The organism is Sphingopyxis lindanitolerans, from assembly GCF_002993885.1.
GTDB lineage: Bacteria > Pseudomonadota > Alphaproteobacteria > Sphingomonadales > Sphingomonadaceae > Sphingopyxis > Sphingopyxis lindanitolerans.
On sequence record NZ_CM009578.1, the window covers coordinates 3,502,336 to 3,521,149 of the forward strand.

Sequence of the window (18,814 nt, forward strand, 5' to 3'; positions counted from 1 at the left end):
AGTGACCGATGCGCTTTTCACGACATTTGGAAATTGGGCAGTTCTTAGACGAGCTCAAAGAACTCAAAGTTCTGGCAATTCCGCCAAATGACAGTGTACTCGAAAGGTTGGAGCAGCAACGAATTTTAATTCCACTGCTGCGATTACGCTATCCCGATCCCATCGAACGGCGGTGGTATGCGATGGAGCGGCCGGGCTACCCCCGACCGAAGCCGATGGGGCTGAAGGAGCCAAACGGTCCGCGCTGGAAGGCGGCCTGCGCCTTGGAACGGGCTCGCCAGAAGCATGACCAAAAGTGGGGATGCGATCCGTTGACCGAGCGCAATCCGCTGGACTGCCCTAACAAGGAATGGCGGCAGTTTATTCAGTATCCTGCCAGACGAAAGTTCGTGCCTTGGACGAATTTTCGTGTTCGTGTAGATGCAAAGCGCGGCGGCCCGCTTTGGCACAACCGTACGGCGGTCACTTATTACAGCACGTGGCAATTGCTACTTTTCCTCGAATGCCATGACATGGGTACGCGATTCTTCGGCAATACGGAGAATTGGGATTGGCGTTCAGGGCAAATTCCAGAATCTTGGACCGGAGGCGGGATCCTTTTTGAGCCGATTCGTTCGCTGCAGTCATTTAAAAGATTCGAAAAAGTGCTGGATGCGATCGTTTGTTTTGCGGAAGAGGACGCGAAGAACGATCATTATGTTCTGATGCGATCGGGATGGCAGGGCAGACGCCAGATCGATGAGGCGGAACACGCAGAAATGGAGGCGAGATCGATCGAACTGGCAAAGCGGTGTCGGGTGCGCTTTAGGGTCAGCTATCCACAGGTCCTTGAGGTTATTCGGTTCCTCTGTGGACGCTGGGGCGACTGGGAGCGCATAGGGTATCAAAATCACAAGAAGGCCTATCAGACCTTCATCGGTAAGTCCGTCAGTTTTGCGCGCTATCTGAAGGACGTTCCGCCTCAACAGTTGTTTGAGGACGTTGGCCGCGTAACTGGGCATTTCAAGCCGACTTTGCGGGTGATCTTCCAAGACTGGGCGACCGAATGGCGGGAAGATGCGGAACGGTTGATCGTCAGCTTTTCGCGGCCCGACGCGATTCTGAAGGCTGGCTTCAACAGGGAGCAAGCGAACACATTTCTGGACTTTGTTGAGGGCCACGATCTTTACGAATTCTATTGGCGTTGGCGATCACTAAACGAACGGGCGTTTTCGGGTGACTCTCGGCACTTGGCAGGCCTTAAAAGTGATATCCAAGGCATGGCATTGAGCGTCGAACACCTCGTCCACGCAATGCTGGTCGGCAATGTTCAATTCCCAAAAACCCAGTTGTACGAAAAATTCAAACAGATCTGGCCAGTCGCCACTCCAGTTGGAAAGCTCCTGAAAGCCGACGAGTACCGAAAGATTTCGCAGCTGCACTCCGCGATCGATTTTGACTGGTTCAACACGAAGCAAGGAGGTCCCCTGTCGGCGCAAATTGCCAGCGATCTCGCTATTTGCCAGGCGATCCGCGGAAACGCACATCATCAAATCTCGGAACAGAACCAGCTCAAGTTGGAGCGGATGAGCCTGATACTGCTACGCGGAGTGATGTATACATTTCTGGAAGCAAAATCCCGCTGGCCGATCGTGGGGCTTACACCAACCCATTAACCGGCTCGAGTGGAAGTTTTTTGACCTGCCCGATATTGGATTGACTGGCACGGCATCGCGCGGCGGAATTTTCTTCGATGGACGAGGCGGTAAAATTGAGTTGCTCAGCTATGCTGAGGCGACGGCAAAGAGAGGCGGCGTTGCAAAAAGCGCGAGACATTATTGAGCAGATCTTAAAGGAGTTGCTGTCGATCCAAGTCGTGCCCGTTCCCAAAAGCGGCAGCGGCGAGGTACCTGAGATACCGTGGTGGATCAGCGCGGGCAACGGCGATTCGCTCATCATCAACCGGGCTATCAGCGAGCTGATTTTAGAGCTTGCAGGACTTTTGCTCACAGCGCGGCCACAGCTCGCAAACGCCATATCGGGCAAGGATTGGGGCACGATCGTTCAGCGCGTGATTGGGCCTATCTTGGCCGAGATCGATCTCGATCTGCCGCTGGCAGTGAGCGCGCGGGATGCTCTCATCGCGCTAAACGGCGAACTCGACCAATCGAAGTGGAACTTTGACAAGCGGACCTTCCTTTTTGGCTGTTCGCTCATCGAGCACCATGAGATCTCGCCCTTCACCGTCGGCCCGGTCACGATTAGCCGCCGGAATATATGGCTCGACGCCGCGTTGGCCGAGGGCCGCATAACGCCCGTCACTCATCGCCGCTTGACTGCGCGTTGGTCAGGCAAAAAAGTTCGGCGCCGCAAAGGATCGGTCGATAGCGTCAACGAATCCGACATCTTTGAGACAGTGGGCGAAGCGCCCTTCATCTGTTCGGTCCAAACCGATGGTCTGTTTGGCAGTTTTGCGAAGGAAAAGGCGCTTCTCGCCGCACGCATCGCCGTCGTGGGTGTGGCGCTCATGTGGGTGAGCCCAAGAAGCGCGCTTCGGGATATCAATTTCACTTATGACGGGCCGTCCTACATCGAGACCTATGTTTTCTATCAAGATCGACCTGAATCGCTCGGTGGCAGGCGCCGGGCGCGCTCTTTCCATGGCCTCACCATCTTCAAGGACATCTGGGAGCCGCTCGTCGCCAAACGCGCTGATTGGTGGGCGACCTTGGCGGAGACCATCGAATTTTTACTCGGCGATCCGGCTACAGCACGTCGCCCCAAGCTCATGAACAGCTTCGCTCATGCGCTTATCTGGTTTCACGAAGCGTGCCGCGAACCCATGCCCATGATTGCGATTACCAAATTTATGTCGTGCCTGGATGCACTCGCCTGCGGCAAAGGCGGCGGCGGGATCATGAATTTGATATCCGCGCGCACAGGCGTCGAGCCCACCACACCGATCCGAAAGGACGGCCAACCCTATAAGGTCGTCGTGAACGAGCTTTATTCGCAAGGACGGAGCCGTCTCCTTCATGGCAACAGCGATCGGCTCGGACACGATTGGGAAGATCTGCGCGGCCTTGCCGAAACACTCGCGCGCCGATGCCTCATCCACTGTTTCCACTGGGCTGCTCGCCATAGCGAGAGTGATGATCCGCAGCAGATGTCCGTGCCAGACTGAGACCGACCCATGGCGGCTGGCGCTGCTAGTTTTCGTCCGCCAAGGCCTTGGCAGCGATATGTTCGACCGTTTCAATGAGCGGGCTGAGCTCAGTCCCCTGAAAGTCAGACCAAGCGAGCGAGGCAGTCAGGCTTTGCAGTTCAAAATCGAGCGTTGGTGCAAGACTGGCGGTTAGCAGCTCGCGGTTGAAGAGGGTTGAATGGTGTCGGCCCATCGGTTTGACCAGTCCTTTGAAAAGGTCTGGTCGGCTCATAGCCCCGGTGTAGATTTTATCGCGCAGCGGCTGATCTAGCGGCCCCATAACAAGGACAAGATGGACGCGCCCAGTCGATGGATGGAGCTTGATTTCGAATAGGAGGCCTCTGCCTGAACGCGTCCAGCTGCTGGTGCTGCAGCGAGCGCCCGCTAGTGTTTCATTCCAGCGCGCCGGATAGAAACGGAAAATATTAGCGACTGAGCGATCTTCCTCGAGGCCCTCGACACTTAAGACCCGTGCTTTCAGATCATCCAAAATGCCGTTGGGTTCGGGGCGTGCCTTAAAGACAAAATCAAAGGCTTCGCGGTGGCGCTCATAAAGTCGCAACGCCAAGTCTCTCAATTCCTCGTGGGGCACGACATGTCTCCGGAGCATTTCGACATAATGGGCGAGAAGTAGCTTGGGTTCGGACGCAATCATCTCGTGTCGCGACAGCTCGTCGAACACCTCAGCTAATCGGCGATAGCTGAAGGCGACATAGCCTTCGCAGTCGGGCGTGATGCCGTGCGGCGTTAGAAAGACCAGGAGGCGGCGATAGTCCGGATATCGGCGCTCGACGACCGCGCGGTAGCGCTGAAGTTGACCATCGCTGGCGGCGGCGCCCACCTTGTTCTCGATAAGCACGACAAGCTTCAGTGAGGGGATTTCGATCAGCAAATCGATATTGTCGCGCTCGCGCTGGACGAACGCATCGTCCAAATCGGCAACGGCGAGCTCAAGCGGCCGGATCGGGCGGCTTTCCGGTGTGATATCATCGAGGATCGCGCGCAGGACTTTCTGAAGGGCAAACCCGGCCAAACCGTGCGCGCGGTTTGGCGAAAAGAGGAAGGCGAGGAAGTTGGAATGGCGAAGTTCCGAACGCACGCCGCCCATCGCTTCAAAGAGATTAAAGCGGCCAAGCTGTCCGTCGAGATGATGAAATTCGCCATCGTCGACTAGTTGGTTGAGCGCCTGTTCGAGATCTGGCGAATGAACCGTTTGCAGCGTGCGTCTCCGAGCTGAAGCCCTGCCATCTAACCAGATTTGTTCCAAGTTTGCTCCCTGTCTCGTCAAACCGATAATTCCTCTGATGGTTGGAAGCTGGGGTCCAGGACAAAGAGCGTCAAGCGGCTTGATTCGGTGCACCGAATTTCTGCTTTTTAAGGCATGCGGTCCGAAAGCAGGCAGCCTCCAAACGGCCATCTCTATCGGGTCAATGTGGCAATCCTTTGCGCCATGTCGCAATCACGGGCGTGCTGGGTCTCCAGCTTGCAGGTCCCGTATTTTCTGGACTCTTTTTTGAAGCCTTTCCGATGCATCGGCGCTCGTGAGGCGACGATCAAGTTCCTCAAGTCGGTCGATTGCGATCTCATACTGCCCAGCTTGCTCGGCGGCGTTCGCCAGCATCAGAACTTCATCGGTAGAATAGCTATAATGAGGATCGGCTGAACCTGCTGCGACGAACAACCCGGTCGCCAGAAATGCCCCACCGAAACAGAATGCAACTGCCCCGGCAGCAATGCGGCGCTCCTCTTCCGTTACGACGACAGCGATCAGTCCAAATAATGCGCCCAGTCCAGCCAGAGCAAACAAGAGCGCAAAGCGTCGGTCGATATTCCCGGTTACGTTGTATTTGGCGCCCAAGGCGGCGCTCGCCAGAATTCCTAGAAACAGGCCGATCGACATGAAGACAATCACCTTTCGAGTTTCGCGATGTTCTGGAAATGCGTCCGATAGCTGTAGGGTGATACCCACAACCGCGATGATGAAGCCAATTGCAGTCAGGTCCATGGCAATTTGTTGCACTATCCCCTGCGGTGATGCAACCTAAATTGGGAACGAACGAGGAACACGCAAGGTGCAGCTATTTGCTGGACACCAATAATGCCCATCGGAGGCGCGATATGAATGATGTCGAAAAGGCACGGAACAGGCTGTTGATAGCCCTATTCGTCGATAGCCACCGCCCTGAGCGGCGCCACTTGTCACGCGAAGAGCTGCAAACCGAATATTTCCTCACGCTGGATACGCCCTTGTTTAACAGTCTGGCGAAGGAGCTGCGGGAAGCTGGTTTGATAAAGACCTACTGTCGAGGGAATTATTGAAGGCAATCCCCGATGGCTGGTTGCTGTTGACGTGGGCCAAGGATAGTCCCGCACCGCCGCCGCCCGGGCCTCCGCCTCAGACCTCTCAAAATATATCGGCTGCTCGAGACGTAATCATGGTGGGTAGAGACGTCCATCACTCTGCTATCGTGGGAAGTAAGGACACCGGCTCCTTGGTATGGACGAAATGGGGGACAATATTTGCGGGCCTTAGTTTGATCGTCGCAATCGTGGCGATAATCGCGAGCGCAATTCTTTGACGTGCCAGCCCAAAAACCTCTGTTGTAGTTTGGCATATCGATATCCAATGTAGCGAGGATGATAACGGTGGGCGGGGGAAAGCATCGATTGTGAGAATGGCATTTTTTCAGCCCGAATTTGATTAGGCTGAGCCCGAGGCTGAACGTCCGCTTGTCATAACTTCTCGCGGTAAGCTGCCTGACCGCGAACGGCCAGTTTGGTCCGATAGCGGCCGACCGTCTGCGTAGGCGATTCGTCAGACCAAGGGAGATTTTTTAGTGAATGAGCGTAGATTCAGGGGGTGATCGGTAAGGCAAGATATAAAGCTACGGCACCCCCGGTTGCCGTAAGCCATTGTCTGCACATCGTTTTTAGTGGGATTAAAGCAGTGCCAATCCGCTAGGAATAGTGCCAAAGCCCCCGAAAACAGCGGTTTTCTGCCATCTTTGGCGGCACCAGTTTCCACATGGTTCGACTGCGCTCATGGGTAGCACGAAGCAGGCTATCCGTTGACGATCATCCCACCTGAATCGGCGATGGCGTCCCGAAAGTGTGGGGAGAAATGTGGGGGAGGGCTTTAGGCTATCTCATAAAAAGTATGTATTTCAATTCGCTAGATTAATAGTTCGATACAAGCCCTGGCACCCTCCATTCCGAGGGTATCCGCAGAAGTCCTGCCATCATCCTTCCGACATTGCGATCGCGAGGCGGCGTTTTTTCGTCGAGGGGCGCCCATGCCCTCTTATTGGTCGATGATGATCGTGCCGGGATGGTGCTTGTCGAGGTGCTTGCGGATGATCCTGAGGTTGCGGCTGTTCGACCGGAACAGGAAGTCGAAGGCGTCGCCCGCGATCGGAATCGCGCCCAGCGCGGTGTCGACGCCGAGATTGCCGATCATGCGCCAGATCTGCCATTTCGACATGCCGAGATTGCGCGCTTCCCAGATGATATAGGCGCCCATCGTCGCGGTGATCACGTCGCCGACGACGGGGACGAGGCCGACGATCGCGTCGAGCCCGACCGGGCGGTTGATGCCGGGGATGACGAAGCTGCGTTCGAGCAGATATTCGAGCGTCTCGACCCGCTTGCGGAGCGCGGCAGGGCCGCGCCGGTTCGACACCAGCGCGTCGAAGATCGCGTCGGGATTGGGAGTCGAAGGGGCCATCGGGATCCTTTCAGGCAGCGCCGGGAGCGAGCGCCACTGTATTACTTAGGTAAGGCAATCAGGTGATTCAATGGGTGCGCCGCGCGGGCGTTGGCGCGCAGCCCGGTCAGTCGCGGCGACGCGATCGACCAGCGCAACGGCGTCGCGAGCGGAATGAAGGGGACGTAACGCGCGAGCGCTGCTTCGGCCTCGCCGACCTGCGCCGCGCGCTGGCCCGCGTCGATATTGATCATCGCCGCGTCGATGAGCTGCTGCGCATCGCGATTGCAGAGCGTGTCGGGCTGGCACGACAGGTGGCGCAGCGCCCACAGCGCATCGTCGTTCGGCGCGACCTCGTCGATCAGGCGCAGGTCCGACGCGGCGGTCATGCCGACGCGTTTGCTGTCCAGCCCGATCGCGGCGAAATCGGCGGCGACATAGGCGAACAGGATACGCCCGCCCGGCGTGTCGGGCACCGCGATGCGCAGCGGGTCTATCGTATGTCCGGCGTGGCGCCAGGCATCGACGGCGCGCTTTGCCTGGATCTGGCGCGAGGCGTCGTCATCGGCGGTCCAGGCGGGCAGGAGCGGCTCGGGGCCATCGTCGCGGCGATAGACGGCGGGGCGCAGCGCCTCCTGCGGTTGCCATTCGGTGAGCCCGAAGGCATCGACGAGCCGCTGGCGCCGGATCGCGCGCGACAGCGCGTCGCGGTTGGCGTCGGTCGCCAGAAAGCCTTCGGCGCGGGTGAAGGCCAGGCCGAAGAGACCAGGCGCGGGATCGACGATCAGCCGCGAGCGGCCGATGTTCGTCGCGGCGAAATAGGGCAGGGTCGAAAAGCGACCGCCGATGACGCCGTCGGCATAGCCGTTCTTGAAACGCGCGACCGCGCCTTCGGGCGAGGTGCCGATCAGTTCGATCGACGCGGCGGGATCCTCGGCCGCCGCCGCGGCGGCTTCGGGATCTTCGGCCAGCGGGTCGGGGGCGGGTGAAAGCAGGACCACGCGGCCGACTTTGTGCACCCGCATCGGGCCCCAGCCCATGCCCTTGTAGACGATCGCCATCGATGGCTGCGCGAGCAGGTCGAGCATGTTCGGCTGCGGCACCGACAGGCGGATTTCGATGACGCTGTCGGTCATCGCCTTGATCGTCTCGATCTCTGGAAAGTCGGCCTTGAGCAGGTGGCGGCTCGCGGGGGCGAGATAGGCGCGCAGCACCGCGGTGACATCATTGGCCGTCACCTTGCGCCCGTTCGTCCACTTGGCCTCGTGGATACGGAAGATATAGCTGCGCCCGTCGGCGGTGACGGTCCAGCGTTCGGCGAGGCCGGTGTCGATCTGTCCTTCGCCATCGAAGCTGACCAGGCCCTGCGCCGACGCGCCGAGCAGCGCCGCATTGGCCGCCGATAATTCGCCGTTCAGCGGATTGGCGGCGGTGTTCAGCGGCCCGATCGCGGCGATTCTCACCGGGCCGCCGGTGTCGAACAGGCCGCAGCCGACGAGCGCGAGTGTCGCGGAGGCAGCGAGCAGGGCGGTGGCGGCGGGGCGAAGGAAGCGCATGGCGGCGCATCCTAGAGCGGGATGACGGGAATTGGAATCGGCATTGCGAGGGCCGAAGGCGGCGCGGCCATCCAGGCCCAACGCGTCGGCCGGATTGGCTCAGTCGCCGGTCGGGCGCGTCATGACCGCGTCGCCATAATGGCCCGCCAGCGCGCCGCCCTTCGCGAAGTCGATGAGCAGGCGGAAATAGCCCGGGGTGTAGCGGGTCGACAGGCGCGTGCCGTCGGGCGCTTCCTCGAATTCCGTCATCCCATGCTCGGCCTTGGGAAAGAGGGCGAGGGTGATGGGCTGCCCGGCGGCGATCAGCGTCTTCAGCCGCCGCGCGGTCTCGGCCGACGGGGCGTCGATGTCCATCCCGCCGAGCGCCCAGAGCTGCGGCGCCGTCACCGCGCGGAGCGTCGGCATCGGGTCGTAGCGAAAGGGGGTGTGGAAACGGAACTGCGCGCCCTTGGTCCGGATATCCTCGGCGCTCATGCCCAGGATGATGTGCGTGTAATTGCCGTAGACATCCTTGTACCAGGGCTCGCCGCGATAGCGGGCGCGCACCGCGTCGAGTTCGGCGATCCCGTCGGTCATGCCGCTTTCGAACACGCGGGTCGCGGCGTCGCCGATTTCCTGCGCCTTCGCGATGACCTGGGGGCCATAGCCCTTGAGTCCCATCTGGAAAGCGATCGCCTCGCGGTCCTCGTCGACCACCGACACCGCGAGCCCGAAGCTGATGATGACGAAGTCGATGTCGGTGCGTGTCGCCGCGAGCGGCGCGACCCAGCCGCCCTGGCTCGGCCCCTGGAAACCGAAGCGTCCGCCGCGCGTCCCCGCGAGGCGCCGTGCCTCGGCGAGCGCCGCGGCGGCATCGTCGGCAAGCAGCGAATAATCCTGGGTATAGGCGTCGCCCGACGCGCCGGTGCCGCGCTTGTCATAGACGAAGGCGCCGATCCCGGCGGCGGGCAGCAGGCGTTGCAGGCTGTTGGTGTCGCGCGCCGAATCGAATTCGGCGCCGTGGAGCAGGATGACGACCGGCACCGGCCCCTTGCCGGGCGGCAGGACGAGTCGGCCGACGAGCCGCGTATCGTGGCTGGTGAAGGCGGTGTCCTGAACGTCGAGCGCGATGCGCCGCGCGATCTTGCCGTCGAAGGTGATCCGGCCCGCCGCGCAGTCGTCGAGGCGCACGTGGATGCCGTCGGGGCGGCCGGTCCAGCCGAACTGGCTGATCCAGTCGCCGCCCGCCGCGACGAGTTTGCCGGTCGCGCCGTCGAGCCCCCGCCAGCGCAGCGTGCCGGGGTCCGACGGTGCGAGATCGATCACGCCGCCGTCGGGCAGGCGGTAGGCGGCGGGGGCGCAGTCCTTCGCGTCCGTGGCGGCGGCGGGCGACGTCATGGCGCCGAAAGCGAAGGCGGCAGCGAGGAGGCGGAGCGCGCGGATGGGGAGGTTAGGCATGGCGCTGTCCCGGGGAGAAGCTGGTGCGGACGATGGGACTCGAACCCATACACCCGATTGGATAGCAGATTTTAAGTCTGCTGCGTCTACCATTCCGCCACGTCCGCACGAGCGCCGCCCGTCAAGCGGATGAGCCCGCACAGGTCAAGCGCTGTTTGGTGCTTCATGTTGGTGCTTCACCGCGGCGGGCTGCTCGGCTATTCGCGGTGGAATGACTCCAGTCCTTCAAATTTCCGGCCTCGGCAAGACATATAAGAGCGGCCACCAGGCGCTCGTCGCCGTCGACCTCAGCATCAACAAGGGCGAGATTTTCGCGCTGCTCGGGCCGAACGGCGCGGGCAAGACGACGCTGATCAGCATCGTCTGCGGCATCGTGACGGCCAGCAGCGGCACAGTAACCGTCGGCGGGCACGACCATGCCCGCGATTATCGCGCCGCGCGGTCGATGATCGGACTGGTGCCGCAGGAGCTTCACACCGATTCGTTCGAGAAGGTGATCACGACGGTCAACTTCTCGCGCGGGCTGTTCGGCAAGCCGCGCGATCCCGCCTTCATCGAGCAATTGCTGAAGGATCTGTCGCTGTGGGATAAAAGGAACAGCAAGATCATGGAATTGTCGGGCGGCATGAAGCGCCGCGTGATGATCGCCAAGGCGCTGAGCCATGAGCCCGAAGTCCTGTTCCTCGACGAACCGACCGCGGGCGTCGATGTCGAACTGCGCCGCGACATGTGGAACATGGTGCGATCCTTGCGTGAGCGCGGCGTGACGATCATCCTGACCACCCATTATATCGAGGAGGCCGAGGAGATGGCCGACCGCGTCGGGGTGATCAGCAAGGGCAAGCTGATCCTGGTCGAGGAGAAAGAAGCGCTGATCAAGAAGCTGGGGCGCAAGACGCTGACGCTCAATCTTGCCGAGCCGCTGGAGGCGGTGCCCGAGGCGCTGGGCGAATGGGCGCTCGAACTGGCGGACGCGGGACATGAGCTGGTCTATGAATTCGACAGCCATGCCGAGGCGACGGGCGTGCCCTCGCTGCTGCGGCGGATGAGCGACCTTGGTATCGCGTTCAAGGATCTTCGTACCCGGCAAAGCTCGCTCGAGGATATTTTCGTCGGGCTCGTTCATGAACCCAAGGCGGGCCAGCCAGCATCGGAGCAGCGCGCATGATCCAGAATGTCCGCGGTATCCGTTCGATCTACCTGTTCGAGATGGCGCGCTTCGGGCGCACGTTCTGGACCAGCCTGATGCTGCCGGTGATCACGACGACGCTCTACTTCGTCGTCTTCGGCTCGGCGATCGGCAGCCGGATGAGCGATGTCAGCACCGTCCCCTATGGCGCGTTCATCGTGCCGGGGCTGATGATGCTGACGATGTTCACCGAAAGCATCAGCAACGCGAGTTTCGGCATCTATATGCCCAAATGGACGGGGACGATCTATGAGATGCTATCGTCGCCGATGTCGCCCTTGGAGCTGCTGATCGCGTACGTCGGCGCCGCGGCGACCAAATCGGTGATCATCGGGGCGATCATCTTTGCCACCGCGCATTTGTTCGTCGATGTCGAGATCGCGCATCCGCTGCTGATGGCCCTGTTCATGGTCCTGATGGCGGTGACCTTTTGCCTGTTCGGCTTCATCATCGGTATCTGGGCGCAGAGCTTTGAACAATTGCAGGTGATCCCGCTGCTCGTCGTCTATCCGCTGACCTTTTTGGGCGGCGCCTTCTATTCGCTCGACATGCTGCCCGCGGCGTGGCGCACGGTGACGCTGTTCAACCCCGTCGTCTATCTGATCAGCGGGTTCCGCTGGACCTTTTTCGGGCAGGGCGACGTCGGCATCGGCGTCAGCATGGGCGCGGTCACGCTGTTCCTGACCTTGTGCCTGGCGGTGATCTTCTGGATATTCCGCACGGGGTATCGGCTGAAGAATTGATTTTGGTTTAGCCCCTATCGTCATTGCGAGCACAGCGAAGCAATCTCCAGCTATCGGGCTGGAGATTGCTTCGCTGTGCTCGCAATGACGGCTCGTGACGTTGCGGCGTTTCGCGACCTCAGTCGTTCAGCCGTTCGCGCATTTCCTTGCCGGGCTTGAAATAGGGCACGCTTTTGGCGTTCACCGCGACCGGAGCGCCGGTGCGCGGATTGCGGCCGGTGCGCGATTCGCGGGATCGCGTCGAGAAGGCGCCGAAGCCGCGCAGCTCGACCCGGCCGCCGGTGGCGAGCTGGTCCACGATGGAATCAAAAAAGGCATCGACGATGCGTTCCACCTCTTCAAGGCGCAGATCGCTGTTTTCACTCGCGATTTTTTGCACCAGTTCCGACCGGATCATGTGCTTCCCCTAATATTGTCACGCGCGCCCGACGGGCGCAGGCCATCCGGTCGTTGCCGGCTCCATTTGCGTGAGGACCCCTCCCAACGCGGCGCGGAGAGTAACATGAATCATTGTTCGGTCAAAATATATCACCGAAAGAAAAAGGCCCGCAGAGGGACACTCTGCGGGCCTTTTCTTTTGCCTGACGGCGAAGGCGTGAAATTATCAGTCCTTCTTGCCGGCCTTCAGCGCTTCGCCGAGGATGTCGCCGAGCGACGCACCCGAATCCGACGAGCCATATTGCGCGACAGCCTGCTTCTCTTCGGCGATCTGCAGCGCCTTGACCGAGAAGCTGGGCTTCTTCGAGCGGTCGAAGCCGGTGACCATCGCATCGAACTTCTGACCGACCTGATAGCGCTCGGCGCGCTGTTCGTCGCGGTCGCGGCCAAGGTCCGCGCGCTTGATGAAGCCGGTGGCGCCATCGTCGCCGGCCTGGACTTCGAGGCCGTTGTCGCGGACTTCGAGGACGGTGACGGTGACGATCTCGCTCTTCTTCAGCGAACCTGCGGCAGCGGTGGCACCGCCGACCGCCGGAGCGCCCTTTTCAAGCTGCTTGATGCCGAGGCTGATGCGTTCCTTTTCGACATCGACGTCGAGAACGATGACCTGCACATTCTCGCCCTTGCGGTGGAGATGCAGCGCTTCCTCGCCCGAGATGCCCCAGGCGATGTCCGACATGTGGACCATGCCGTCGACGTCGCCGGGCAGACCGACGAACAGGCCGAACTCAGTCGCATTCTTGACTTCGCCTTCGACGACCGAACCGATCGGATGGGTTTCGGCGAAAGCACCCCAGGGGTTCGACTGGGCCTGCTTGAGGCCAAGCGAGATGCGGCGCTTGTCGCTGTCGACCTCGAGGACGATGACGTCGACTTCCTGGCTGGTCGAAACGATCTTGCCGGGGTGGACGTTCTTCTTGACCCACGACATTTCGCTGACGTGGACCAGGCCTTCGATGCCGGGCTCGAGTTCGACGAACGCACCATAATCGGTGATGTTCGTGACGGTGCCCTTGAGCTTCGCCCCGACCGGATATTTGGCGGCGACGCCTTCCCACGGATCGCTTTCGAGCTGCTTCATGCCGAGGCTGATGCGCTGCGTGTCGCGGTTGATGCGGATGATCTGCACCTTGACCGTGTCACCGATGTTGATGACTTCGCTCGGGTGGTTGACGCGCTTGTAGCTCATGTCGGTGACATGGAGCAGACCGTCGATGCCGCCGAGGTCGACGAACGCACCATAGTCGGTGATGTTCTTGACGGCGCCTTCGATGATCTGACCTTCTTCGAGGTTCTGGATCAGGCCCGAGCGCTGTTCGGCGCGCGTTTCTTCGAGGATGGCGCGGCGCGACACGACGATGTTGCCGCGGCGGCGATCCATCTTGAGGATCTGGAACGGCTGCGGCAGGTCCATCAGCGGGCCGACGTCGCGCACGGGGCGGATATCGACCTGCGAACCCGGAAGGAACGCCACGGCGCCGCCGAGGTCGACGGTGAAGCCGCCCTTGACGCGGCCGAAGATGACGCCTTCGACGCGGGCTTCCTTGTTGAATTCTTCTTCGAGGCGGTCCCAGGCGGCTTCGCGGCGAGCACGGTCGCGCGACAGCATGGTTTCGCCATTGGCGTTTTCGACGCGATCGACATAGACTTCGACTTCGTCACCGACCTTGAGGTCGGATTTTTGCCCCGGCATGGCGAATTCGCGAAGCGGCACGCGGCCTTCGCTCTTCAAACCAATGTCGATGACGGCAAGATCATTTTCAATCGCGGTAACGGTGCCCTTGACGACGCGGCCTTCAAAGCCGCCGTCGGCACCACCAAGCGATTCGTCGAGCATCGCGGCGAAATCGTCGCGCGTCGGGAAAGCCGTAGTGGCCATGGATAGTGTCCTTACTTCATTGTTCCGGCCAAGCGGTTGGGTCCGCTGGTCTTGTGGCCGATCCGCCGCGCGCGCCGAATGCGATGCGCAGCATCCTCAAAGCCATCGCGGAGCGAAACACGGGCAAAGCAAAAAGGGCGCGACGAGGGTGTCTCGTCACGCCCGACGCCTGGGTTCAAGCGACGGTTCATCCATGTCTCGACCGGCGAAACGCCCGTCGGATGGCGCGCCTATAGTCGCGAAGGGGGTTTTCGGCAAGAAAAAAGCCCGTGCCGGCCGGGCCGGCTATGCCTGCGAATGGCGGCAGGTTGGATTCGCGCAGAGGCGCAGAGATCGCAGAGGATTTTGGTTCACGCGGAGACGCGGAGACGCGGAGAGATTGCGCCAGCCGCGAAGCGGCTTTGTCCTGCAACCTATCTGGAACCCGATGAGGTGGAGCAGGAAGGGGCCTATCGGCCCAAGTCATAGTCTCCGCGTCTCCGCGTCTCCGCGTGAATCCTTTTCCCTTTACCCTCTGCGATCTCTGCGCCTCTGCGCCTCTGCGCGAATATTTCGCTCAGCCGCGCTTCCCGACCTTGCCCTCGACGAAAGCGATCGCGGCGGCAATGGCGGCATCGCGGTCGAGCGCGCTGTTATCGAGCAACAGCGCATCGTCGGCGCGGGCCAGTGGGGCGTCGGCGCGGCCGGTGTCGCGGGCGTCGCGGGCGTGGATGTCGGCGAGCACCGCGTCACGGGTGACCTCGACACCGCGCGCGCGCATTTCGGCATGGCGCCGCCGCGCGCGCTCCTCGGCCGATGCCGTGACGAACAGCTTGGCGTCGGCGTGCGGCGCGATCACGGTTCCGATATCGCGCCCGTCGAGCACCGCGCCGCCCGGCTGGTTCGCGAAATCGACCTGGCGCTGGAACAGCGCGGCGCGAACCGCGGGGTGGATCGACACGCGGCTCGCAAGGCCGCCGGTGCTTTCGTAGCGGAGCGCTGGGTCGGCGAGCAGGCTGGCCGCAAAATCGCACGCGGCGAGCGCGTCGGCGGCGTTGTCGGGGTCGCCATGGTTGAGCTGCGTCTGATAGCCGACCGCGCGATAGAGCAGCCCGGTATCGAGCACGGGCAGACCGAAATGATCGGCGAGCGCGCGCGCGATCGTGCCCTTGCCCGACGCGGTGGGGCCGTCGACCGCGATGATCATCGTTGCAGGTCCGCCAGCAGCGTTTCGAAATTGGGAAAGCTCGTCGCGACCGGCGCCATGTCGTCGATCGTCACCGCCGCCTTGCTGACGAGGCCGGCGATCGCGAAGCTCATGCAGATGCGGTGATCGAGGTGGCCGGCGACGGTGGCCCCGCCCGCGAGAGCGTCGCCGCCGGTGCCGTCGATGATCAGCCCGTCTTCGCTCTCCTCGACCCGCGCGCCAATTGCGGCGAGGCCCGTCGCCATGACCGCCAGCCGGTCGCTTTCCTTGACGCGCAGCTCGTCGAGGCCGGTGGTGACGGTGCGCCCTTCGGCGAGCGCGGCGGCAACGAAGAGGATCGGATATTCGTCGATCATGCTTGGCGCGACCGCGGGGTCGACGGCGATGCCCTTGAGATGGCTGTGACGGACACGAAGGTCGGCGACGGGCTCGCCGCCCACGTCGCGGGCATCGATCAGTTCGATATCGCCGCCCATCGCCTTCAGCACGTCGACGAGCCCGGCGCGCGTCGGGTTGAGGCCGACATTGGCGATGAGGACGTCCGATCCGGGAACGAGCAGCGCGGCGACGATGAAGAAGGCAGCCGACGAGGGGTCGCCGGGGACGACGATCGTCTGGGGCACGAGCTCGGCCTCGCCGCGCAGGCGGATGTGGCGCGTGCCGTCGGTATCGGTCTCGACGGTCAGATCCGCACCGAAGCCGCGCAGCATCCGCTCGCTGTGGTCGCGGGTCGGCACGGGTTCGATCACTTCGGTGATGCCCGGCGTGTTGAGCCCGGCGAGCAATACCGCGCTTTTCACCTGCGCCGAGGCCATCGGCAGGCGATAGGCGAGGGGGATGGCGGGGGCGAGACCGCGCACCATCAGCGGCAGGCGGCCCCCGGGCGAAGCCGATATGTCGGCGCCCATCTGCGACAGCGGATCGATCACGCGCCCCATCGGGCGGCCCGAGAGACTGGCGTCGCCGGTGAAGGTGACGGTGATCGGGTGGCTCGCGACAAGGCCCATCAGCAGGCGCGTCGAGGTGCCGCTGTTCCCCATCTCGATCGCTTCGCGCGGCTGGAGCAGCCCGCCGACGCCGACGCCGTCGATGACCCATTCGCCCTTGTCGCCGCGTGCGATCGTCGCGCCCATCGCGCGCATCGCGGCGGCGGTGGCGAGCACGTCATGCCCTTCGAGCAGGCCGGTAACGCGGCTCGTCCCGACCGCGAGCGCCGACAGCATCAGCGCCCGATGCGAAATGCTCTTGTCGCCGGGAATCGCGATCTTACCTCTAAGAGGAACGGAAGCCGAAAAGGCGCGCGGGCTGGGGCTGTGGTCTGTCATCGCGTGCGGCTTTTGACAGCGGCCAAACAATCTGGCAAGGCGCACGCCGATTTGGCGGATAGCTGTACAGGTCCCGCCGTTTTCCCGATATTTCTATCCTGTTTCCAGAAGGTTCCGAGGCATATATGGTAAAGGCTGAATGGGGCGCGAAGCGTAGCTGCCCGAAATGCGCCACCCGATTCTATGATCTGACCAAGGATGATCCGATCAGCTGCATCAATTGCGGCTATGCGTGGATCCCGGAATCGGTGCTGAAATCGAAGCAGCCAATGCCGTTCGAGCAGGTCGAAAAGCCCGGCAAGGCGCCCAAGGAAGAAAGCGTCGGCGAAGACCTGGATTTGGATGTCGATGTCGACGAAGATAATGATTCGCCCGATAACGACGTTGATCTCGGCGGCGACGACGATCTGGGCGTCGACACCGGCGACGACGGCAAAGACGAAAGCTGACACGCCGCGGGCATGGGGCGGCATGAGATCGTGAAGGGGTCAAAAAAGCATCACCTGATGCATTTGGCCCCTTGCATAACAGGCGCGCGCTGGTAAAGGCGGCGTCCCGGTCGCACCACCCAGGGCGACCTAGAAAATGGCATGGGGCCTTAGCTCAGCTGGGAGAGCGCTACAATGGCATTGTAGAGGTCAGCGGTTCGATCCCGCTAGGCTCCACCATTTCTTGATATAAAACATTGGAATCGCTTGGAAAATTTGGACGCCGACAAGGCGACCCCACATTTTTACGCTGCTTTGGGCTCAAGACAGCGCCCTGATGCGACGTGCCGCAGCGACAGAAATATTGGCCCGACTCCCCGGCTGGACGGGGCTGTTCGGTTTCCTCGCGATACATGTCTGGCGCGGGCCGACAGCGCCGGATGCTGCGATCCCGACCTCGCGCATATCGCCCGCGAGCCACAGGCCATATTCGTGCGGCGCGATGAGCGTGGGCATTGCGCTGTTGGGCGATATGATGGACCACATGCCAGTGCTCGCATTTGCCGGTGCTCCAATCATGCTCGTTCGACGGCCGACGCGGCGCCGTTTAACTAAATCGCTCCGCGGACTCGCGCGACTCTCAGCTCCTTTGTTACCTATCGTCTTGAGCATATTCGCTGAGCCTGGCTGTTGCCCGATACCAGGAAGTCGCTTGTGGGCCCCGAAAAGAAAGACGCTTCGGCAGCCTTTATGAAATCGACCGATGAGACCTTGGAAGCGCTCGGCTGGAAGGCCTATTTCAGCGAGCAGATCATGGGCGAGGAGGCCGAGCAATGTCGTCCCGTCCGGGTGATGGCCGTCCATCGCGGCAAGATCGCCGTCGCGGGTGCGGGGCTGCAATGTTTCATCTCACCCTATATTCCCGGTGCCCAACCGTCGGACGATCATCCGACGGTCGGCGACTGGCTGCTGATCGACCGCGATACACTGGAGCCGATACGCGTCCTTGGTCGGAAGAACTTGTTCAAGCGGCGCGCGCCGGGCGATCCACGCAAGGAGCAGATGATCGCCGCCAACGTCGATACGCTGTTCATCGTCGCGTCGTGCAACCAGGATTTTAGCGTCGCGCGGCTGGAGCGCTACCTGGTGCTGGCGCGCGAGGTGGGTGTGGATCCGGTCGTGGTTCTCACCAAGACCGATCTGACGGACACCCCGGAAACTTTCGCGGCGGCGGCACGCGCGATCGAGCCGGGATTGCACGTCGAAACCGTCAACGGCCGCGATCCCGCCAGTGTCGCGCGGCTCGCGGCATGGTGCGGCAAGGGCGAAACCGTTGCGCTTCTCGGATCCTCGGGCGTCGGCAAGTCGACGCTTGTCAACACGTTGCGGGGTTCGGACAATATCGCCACCCAAGCGATCCGCGCCGGCGATGGCACGGGGCGCCACACGACCACCGTGCGCGAAATGCATCGGCTCGATCGGGGCGGTTGGCTGCTCGACACACCGGGTATGCGCGAGCTGCAGCTGGCGGACGCGACCGCCGGAATATCAGAGGTTTTCGACGACTTCATCCTGATGGCGCAGGGCTGCCGCTTCTCGGATTGCGCGCATGGCCGCGAGCCCGGCTGCGCCGTCCGGGCCGCGATTGCCGAGGGCACGCTGACATCTGCGCGGTTCGATCGCTGGTGCAAACTGGCAGGCGAGGACAGCGTCGGCGCTGCACGCCATGTGAAACGGCGCCGATAG

At 61.8% G+C, this 18,814-nt stretch carries 16 protein-coding genes and 2 tRNA genes; 8 read left to right on the forward strand and 10 right to left on the reverse strand.

Going from position 1 to position 18,814, the window contains the following annotated elements:
• The first annotated feature begins 8 nt into the window (after window positions 1-8).
• Both CVO77_RS21070 and CVO77_RS16625 read left to right on the forward strand, forming a co-directional pair.
• Window positions 9-1,655: a hypothetical protein gene (locus CVO77_RS21070; RefSeq protein WP_146130892.1), complete on the forward strand. Its 1,647-nt coding sequence runs from the start codon at window positions 9-11 to the stop codon at window positions 1,653-1,655.
• Between the two features lie 77 nt (window positions 1,656-1,732).
• Window positions 1,733-3,163, forward strand: coding sequence for a hypothetical protein (locus tag CVO77_RS16625; RefSeq protein WP_146130893.1), 1,431 nt, complete (start codon window positions 1,733-1,735; stop codon window positions 3,161-3,163).
• 25 nt (window positions 3,164-3,188) lie between these two features.
• Here CVO77_RS16625 and CVO77_RS16630 read toward each other — a convergent pair whose 3' ends face one another.
• Both CVO77_RS16630 and CVO77_RS16635 read right to left on the reverse strand, forming a co-directional pair.
• Entirely contained in the window at window positions 3,189-4,451 is a 1,263-nt protein-coding gene (locus CVO77_RS16630; RefSeq protein ID WP_158258100.1) for a PDDEXK-like family protein, read from the reverse strand.
• A 192-nt stretch (window positions 4,452-4,643) separates the two neighbouring features.
• Complete coding sequence (locus tag CVO77_RS16635) at window positions 4,644-5,189, reverse strand: hypothetical protein (protein ID WP_106000008.1); 546 nt, start codon at window positions 5,187-5,189, stop codon at window positions 4,644-4,646.
• A 77-nt stretch (window positions 5,190-5,266) separates the two neighbouring features.
• Between CVO77_RS16635 and CVO77_RS16640 the strand changes: the two genes are divergently transcribed.
• Window positions 5,267-5,503 (forward strand): hypothetical protein, encoded by a 237-nt coding sequence (locus CVO77_RS16640; RefSeq protein WP_158258101.1) that lies wholly within the window; start codon window positions 5,267-5,269, stop codon window positions 5,501-5,503.
• A 982-nt stretch (window positions 5,504-6,485) separates the two neighbouring features.
• Here the strand turns inward: CVO77_RS16640 and CVO77_RS16645 are convergent.
• The 4 genes from CVO77_RS16645 to CVO77_RS16660 form a co-directional block, all read right to left on the reverse strand.
• Entirely contained in the window at window positions 6,486-6,908 is a 423-nt protein-coding gene (locus tag CVO77_RS16645) for a DUF4112 domain-containing protein (protein ID WP_106000010.1), read from the reverse strand.
• Between the two features lie 41 nt (window positions 6,909-6,949).
• The gene (locus CVO77_RS16650; RefSeq protein WP_106000011.1) at window positions 6,950-8,443 is read right to left on the reverse strand and encodes an ABC transporter substrate-binding protein; all 1,494 of its coding nucleotides are present in this window, start codon (window positions 8,441-8,443) and stop codon (window positions 6,950-6,952) included.
• A 99-nt stretch (window positions 8,444-8,542) separates the two neighbouring features.
• Entirely contained in the window at window positions 8,543-9,880 is a 1,338-nt protein-coding gene (locus CVO77_RS16655) for an alpha/beta hydrolase family protein (RefSeq protein WP_106000012.1), read from the reverse strand.
• Window positions 9,881-9,901: 21 nt separating this feature from the next.
• Window positions 9,902-9,987, reverse strand: a tRNA-Leu gene (locus CVO77_RS16660).
• Between the two features lie 104 nt (window positions 9,988-10,091).
• On the opposite strand from CVO77_RS16660, the gene CVO77_RS16665 reads away from it, so the two are divergent.
• Together CVO77_RS16665 and CVO77_RS16670 are read left to right on the forward strand one after the other, a co-directional pair.
• Window positions 10,092-11,048: an ABC transporter ATP-binding protein gene (locus tag CVO77_RS16665; protein WP_106000013.1), complete on the forward strand. Its 957-nt coding sequence runs from the start codon at window positions 10,092-10,094 to the stop codon at window positions 11,046-11,048.
• Window positions 11,045-11,812: an ABC transporter permease gene (locus tag CVO77_RS16670; RefSeq protein WP_106000014.1), complete on the forward strand. Its 768-nt coding sequence runs from the start codon at window positions 11,045-11,047 to the stop codon at window positions 11,810-11,812. Before CVO77_RS16665 ends, CVO77_RS16670 begins: the two co-directional genes overlap by 4 nt.
• Window positions 11,813-11,930: 118 nt before the next feature.
• Here the strand turns inward: CVO77_RS16670 and CVO77_RS16675 are convergent, their stop codons facing one another.
• The 4 genes from CVO77_RS16675 to aroA form a co-directional block, all read right to left on the reverse strand.
• Window positions 11,931-12,209, reverse strand: a complete 279-nt coding sequence (locus CVO77_RS16675; protein ID WP_106000015.1) for an integration host factor subunit beta — start codon at window positions 12,207-12,209, stop codon at window positions 11,931-11,933.
• Between the two features lie 207 nt (window positions 12,210-12,416).
• Window positions 12,417-14,129, reverse strand: coding sequence for a 30S ribosomal protein S1 (gene rpsA, locus CVO77_RS16680; protein WP_106000016.1), 1,713 nt, complete (start codon window positions 14,127-14,129; stop codon window positions 12,417-12,419).
• Window positions 14,130-14,685: 556 nt separating this feature from the next.
• Window positions 14,686-15,315 (reverse strand): (d)CMP kinase, encoded by a 630-nt coding sequence (locus CVO77_RS16685; RefSeq protein ID WP_106000017.1) that lies wholly within the window; start codon window positions 15,313-15,315, stop codon window positions 14,686-14,688.
• Entirely contained in the window at window positions 15,312-16,640 is a 1,329-nt protein-coding gene (gene aroA / locus CVO77_RS16690; RefSeq protein ID WP_106000018.1) for a 3-phosphoshikimate 1-carboxyvinyltransferase, read from the reverse strand. Before aroA ends, CVO77_RS16685 begins: the two co-directional genes overlap by 4 nt.
• Window positions 16,641-16,765: 125 nt before the next feature.
• On the opposite strand from aroA, the gene CVO77_RS16695 reads away from it, so the two are divergent.
• The 3 genes from CVO77_RS16695 (at window position 16,766) to rsgA (ending at window position 18,814) form a co-directional block, all read left to right on the forward strand.
• Complete coding sequence (locus CVO77_RS16695; protein ID WP_106000019.1) at window positions 16,766-17,089, forward strand: TIGR02300 family protein; 324 nt, start codon at window positions 16,766-16,768, stop codon at window positions 17,087-17,089.
• Between the two features lie 143 nt (window positions 17,090-17,232).
• Window positions 17,233-17,308: transfer RNA gene (locus CVO77_RS16700), tRNA-Ala, on the forward strand.
• A 474-nt stretch (window positions 17,309-17,782) separates the two neighbouring features.
• On the forward strand, window positions 17,783-18,814 hold the full coding sequence (rsgA, locus tag CVO77_RS16710) for a ribosome small subunit-dependent GTPase A (protein ID WP_338061523.1): 1,032 nt from the start codon (window positions 17,783-17,785) through the stop codon (window positions 18,812-18,814).

Bases quoted from the DNA above. Each gene is read 5' to 3' on its own strand.
- CVO77_RS16685 (WP_106000017.1), bottom strand. From the start codon at position 15,315: ATGATCATCGCGGTCGACGGCCCCACCGCGTCGGGCAAGGGCACGATC.
- CVO77_RS16675 (WP_106000015.1), bottom strand. From the start codon at position 12,209: ATGATCCGGTCGGAACTGGTGCAAAAAATCGCGAGTGAAAACAGCGAT.
- CVO77_RS16635 (WP_106000008.1), bottom strand. From the start codon at position 5,189: ATGGACCTGACTGCAATTGGCTTCATCATCGCGGTTGTGGGTATCACC.
- CVO77_RS16645 (WP_106000010.1), bottom strand. From the start codon at position 6,908: ATGGCCCCTTCGACTCCCAATCCCGACGCGATCTTCGACGCGCTGGTG.
- CVO77_RS16670 (WP_106000014.1), top strand. From the start codon at position 11,045: ATGATCCAGAATGTCCGCGGTATCCGTTCGATCTACCTGTTCGAGATG.
- CVO77_RS16665 (WP_106000013.1), top strand. From the start codon at position 10,092: ATGACTCCAGTCCTTCAAATTTCCGGCCTCGGCAAGACATATAAGAGC.
- CVO77_RS16655 (WP_106000012.1), bottom strand. From the start codon at position 9,880: ATGCCTAACCTCCCCATCCGCGCGCTCCGCCTCCTCGCTGCCGCCTTC.
- aroA (WP_106000018.1), bottom strand. From the start codon at position 16,640: ATGACAGACCACAGCCCCAGCCCGCGCGCCTTTTCGGCTTCCGTTCCT.
- CVO77_RS16625 (WP_146130893.1), top strand. From the start codon at position 1,733: ATGGACGAGGCGGTAAAATTGAGTTGCTCAGCTATGCTGAGGCGACGG.
- rpsA (WP_106000016.1), bottom strand. From the start codon at position 14,129: ATGGCCACTACGGCTTTCCCGACGCGCGACGATTTCGCCGCGATGCTC.
- CVO77_RS21070 (WP_146130892.1), top strand. From the start codon at position 9: ATGCGCTTTTCACGACATTTGGAAATTGGGCAGTTCTTAGACGAGCTC.
- CVO77_RS16695 (WP_106000019.1), top strand. From the start codon at position 16,766: ATGGTAAAGGCTGAATGGGGCGCGAAGCGTAGCTGCCCGAAATGCGCC.
- CVO77_RS16650 (WP_106000011.1), bottom strand. From the start codon at position 8,443: ATGCGCTTCCTTCGCCCCGCCGCCACCGCCCTGCTCGCTGCCTCCGCG.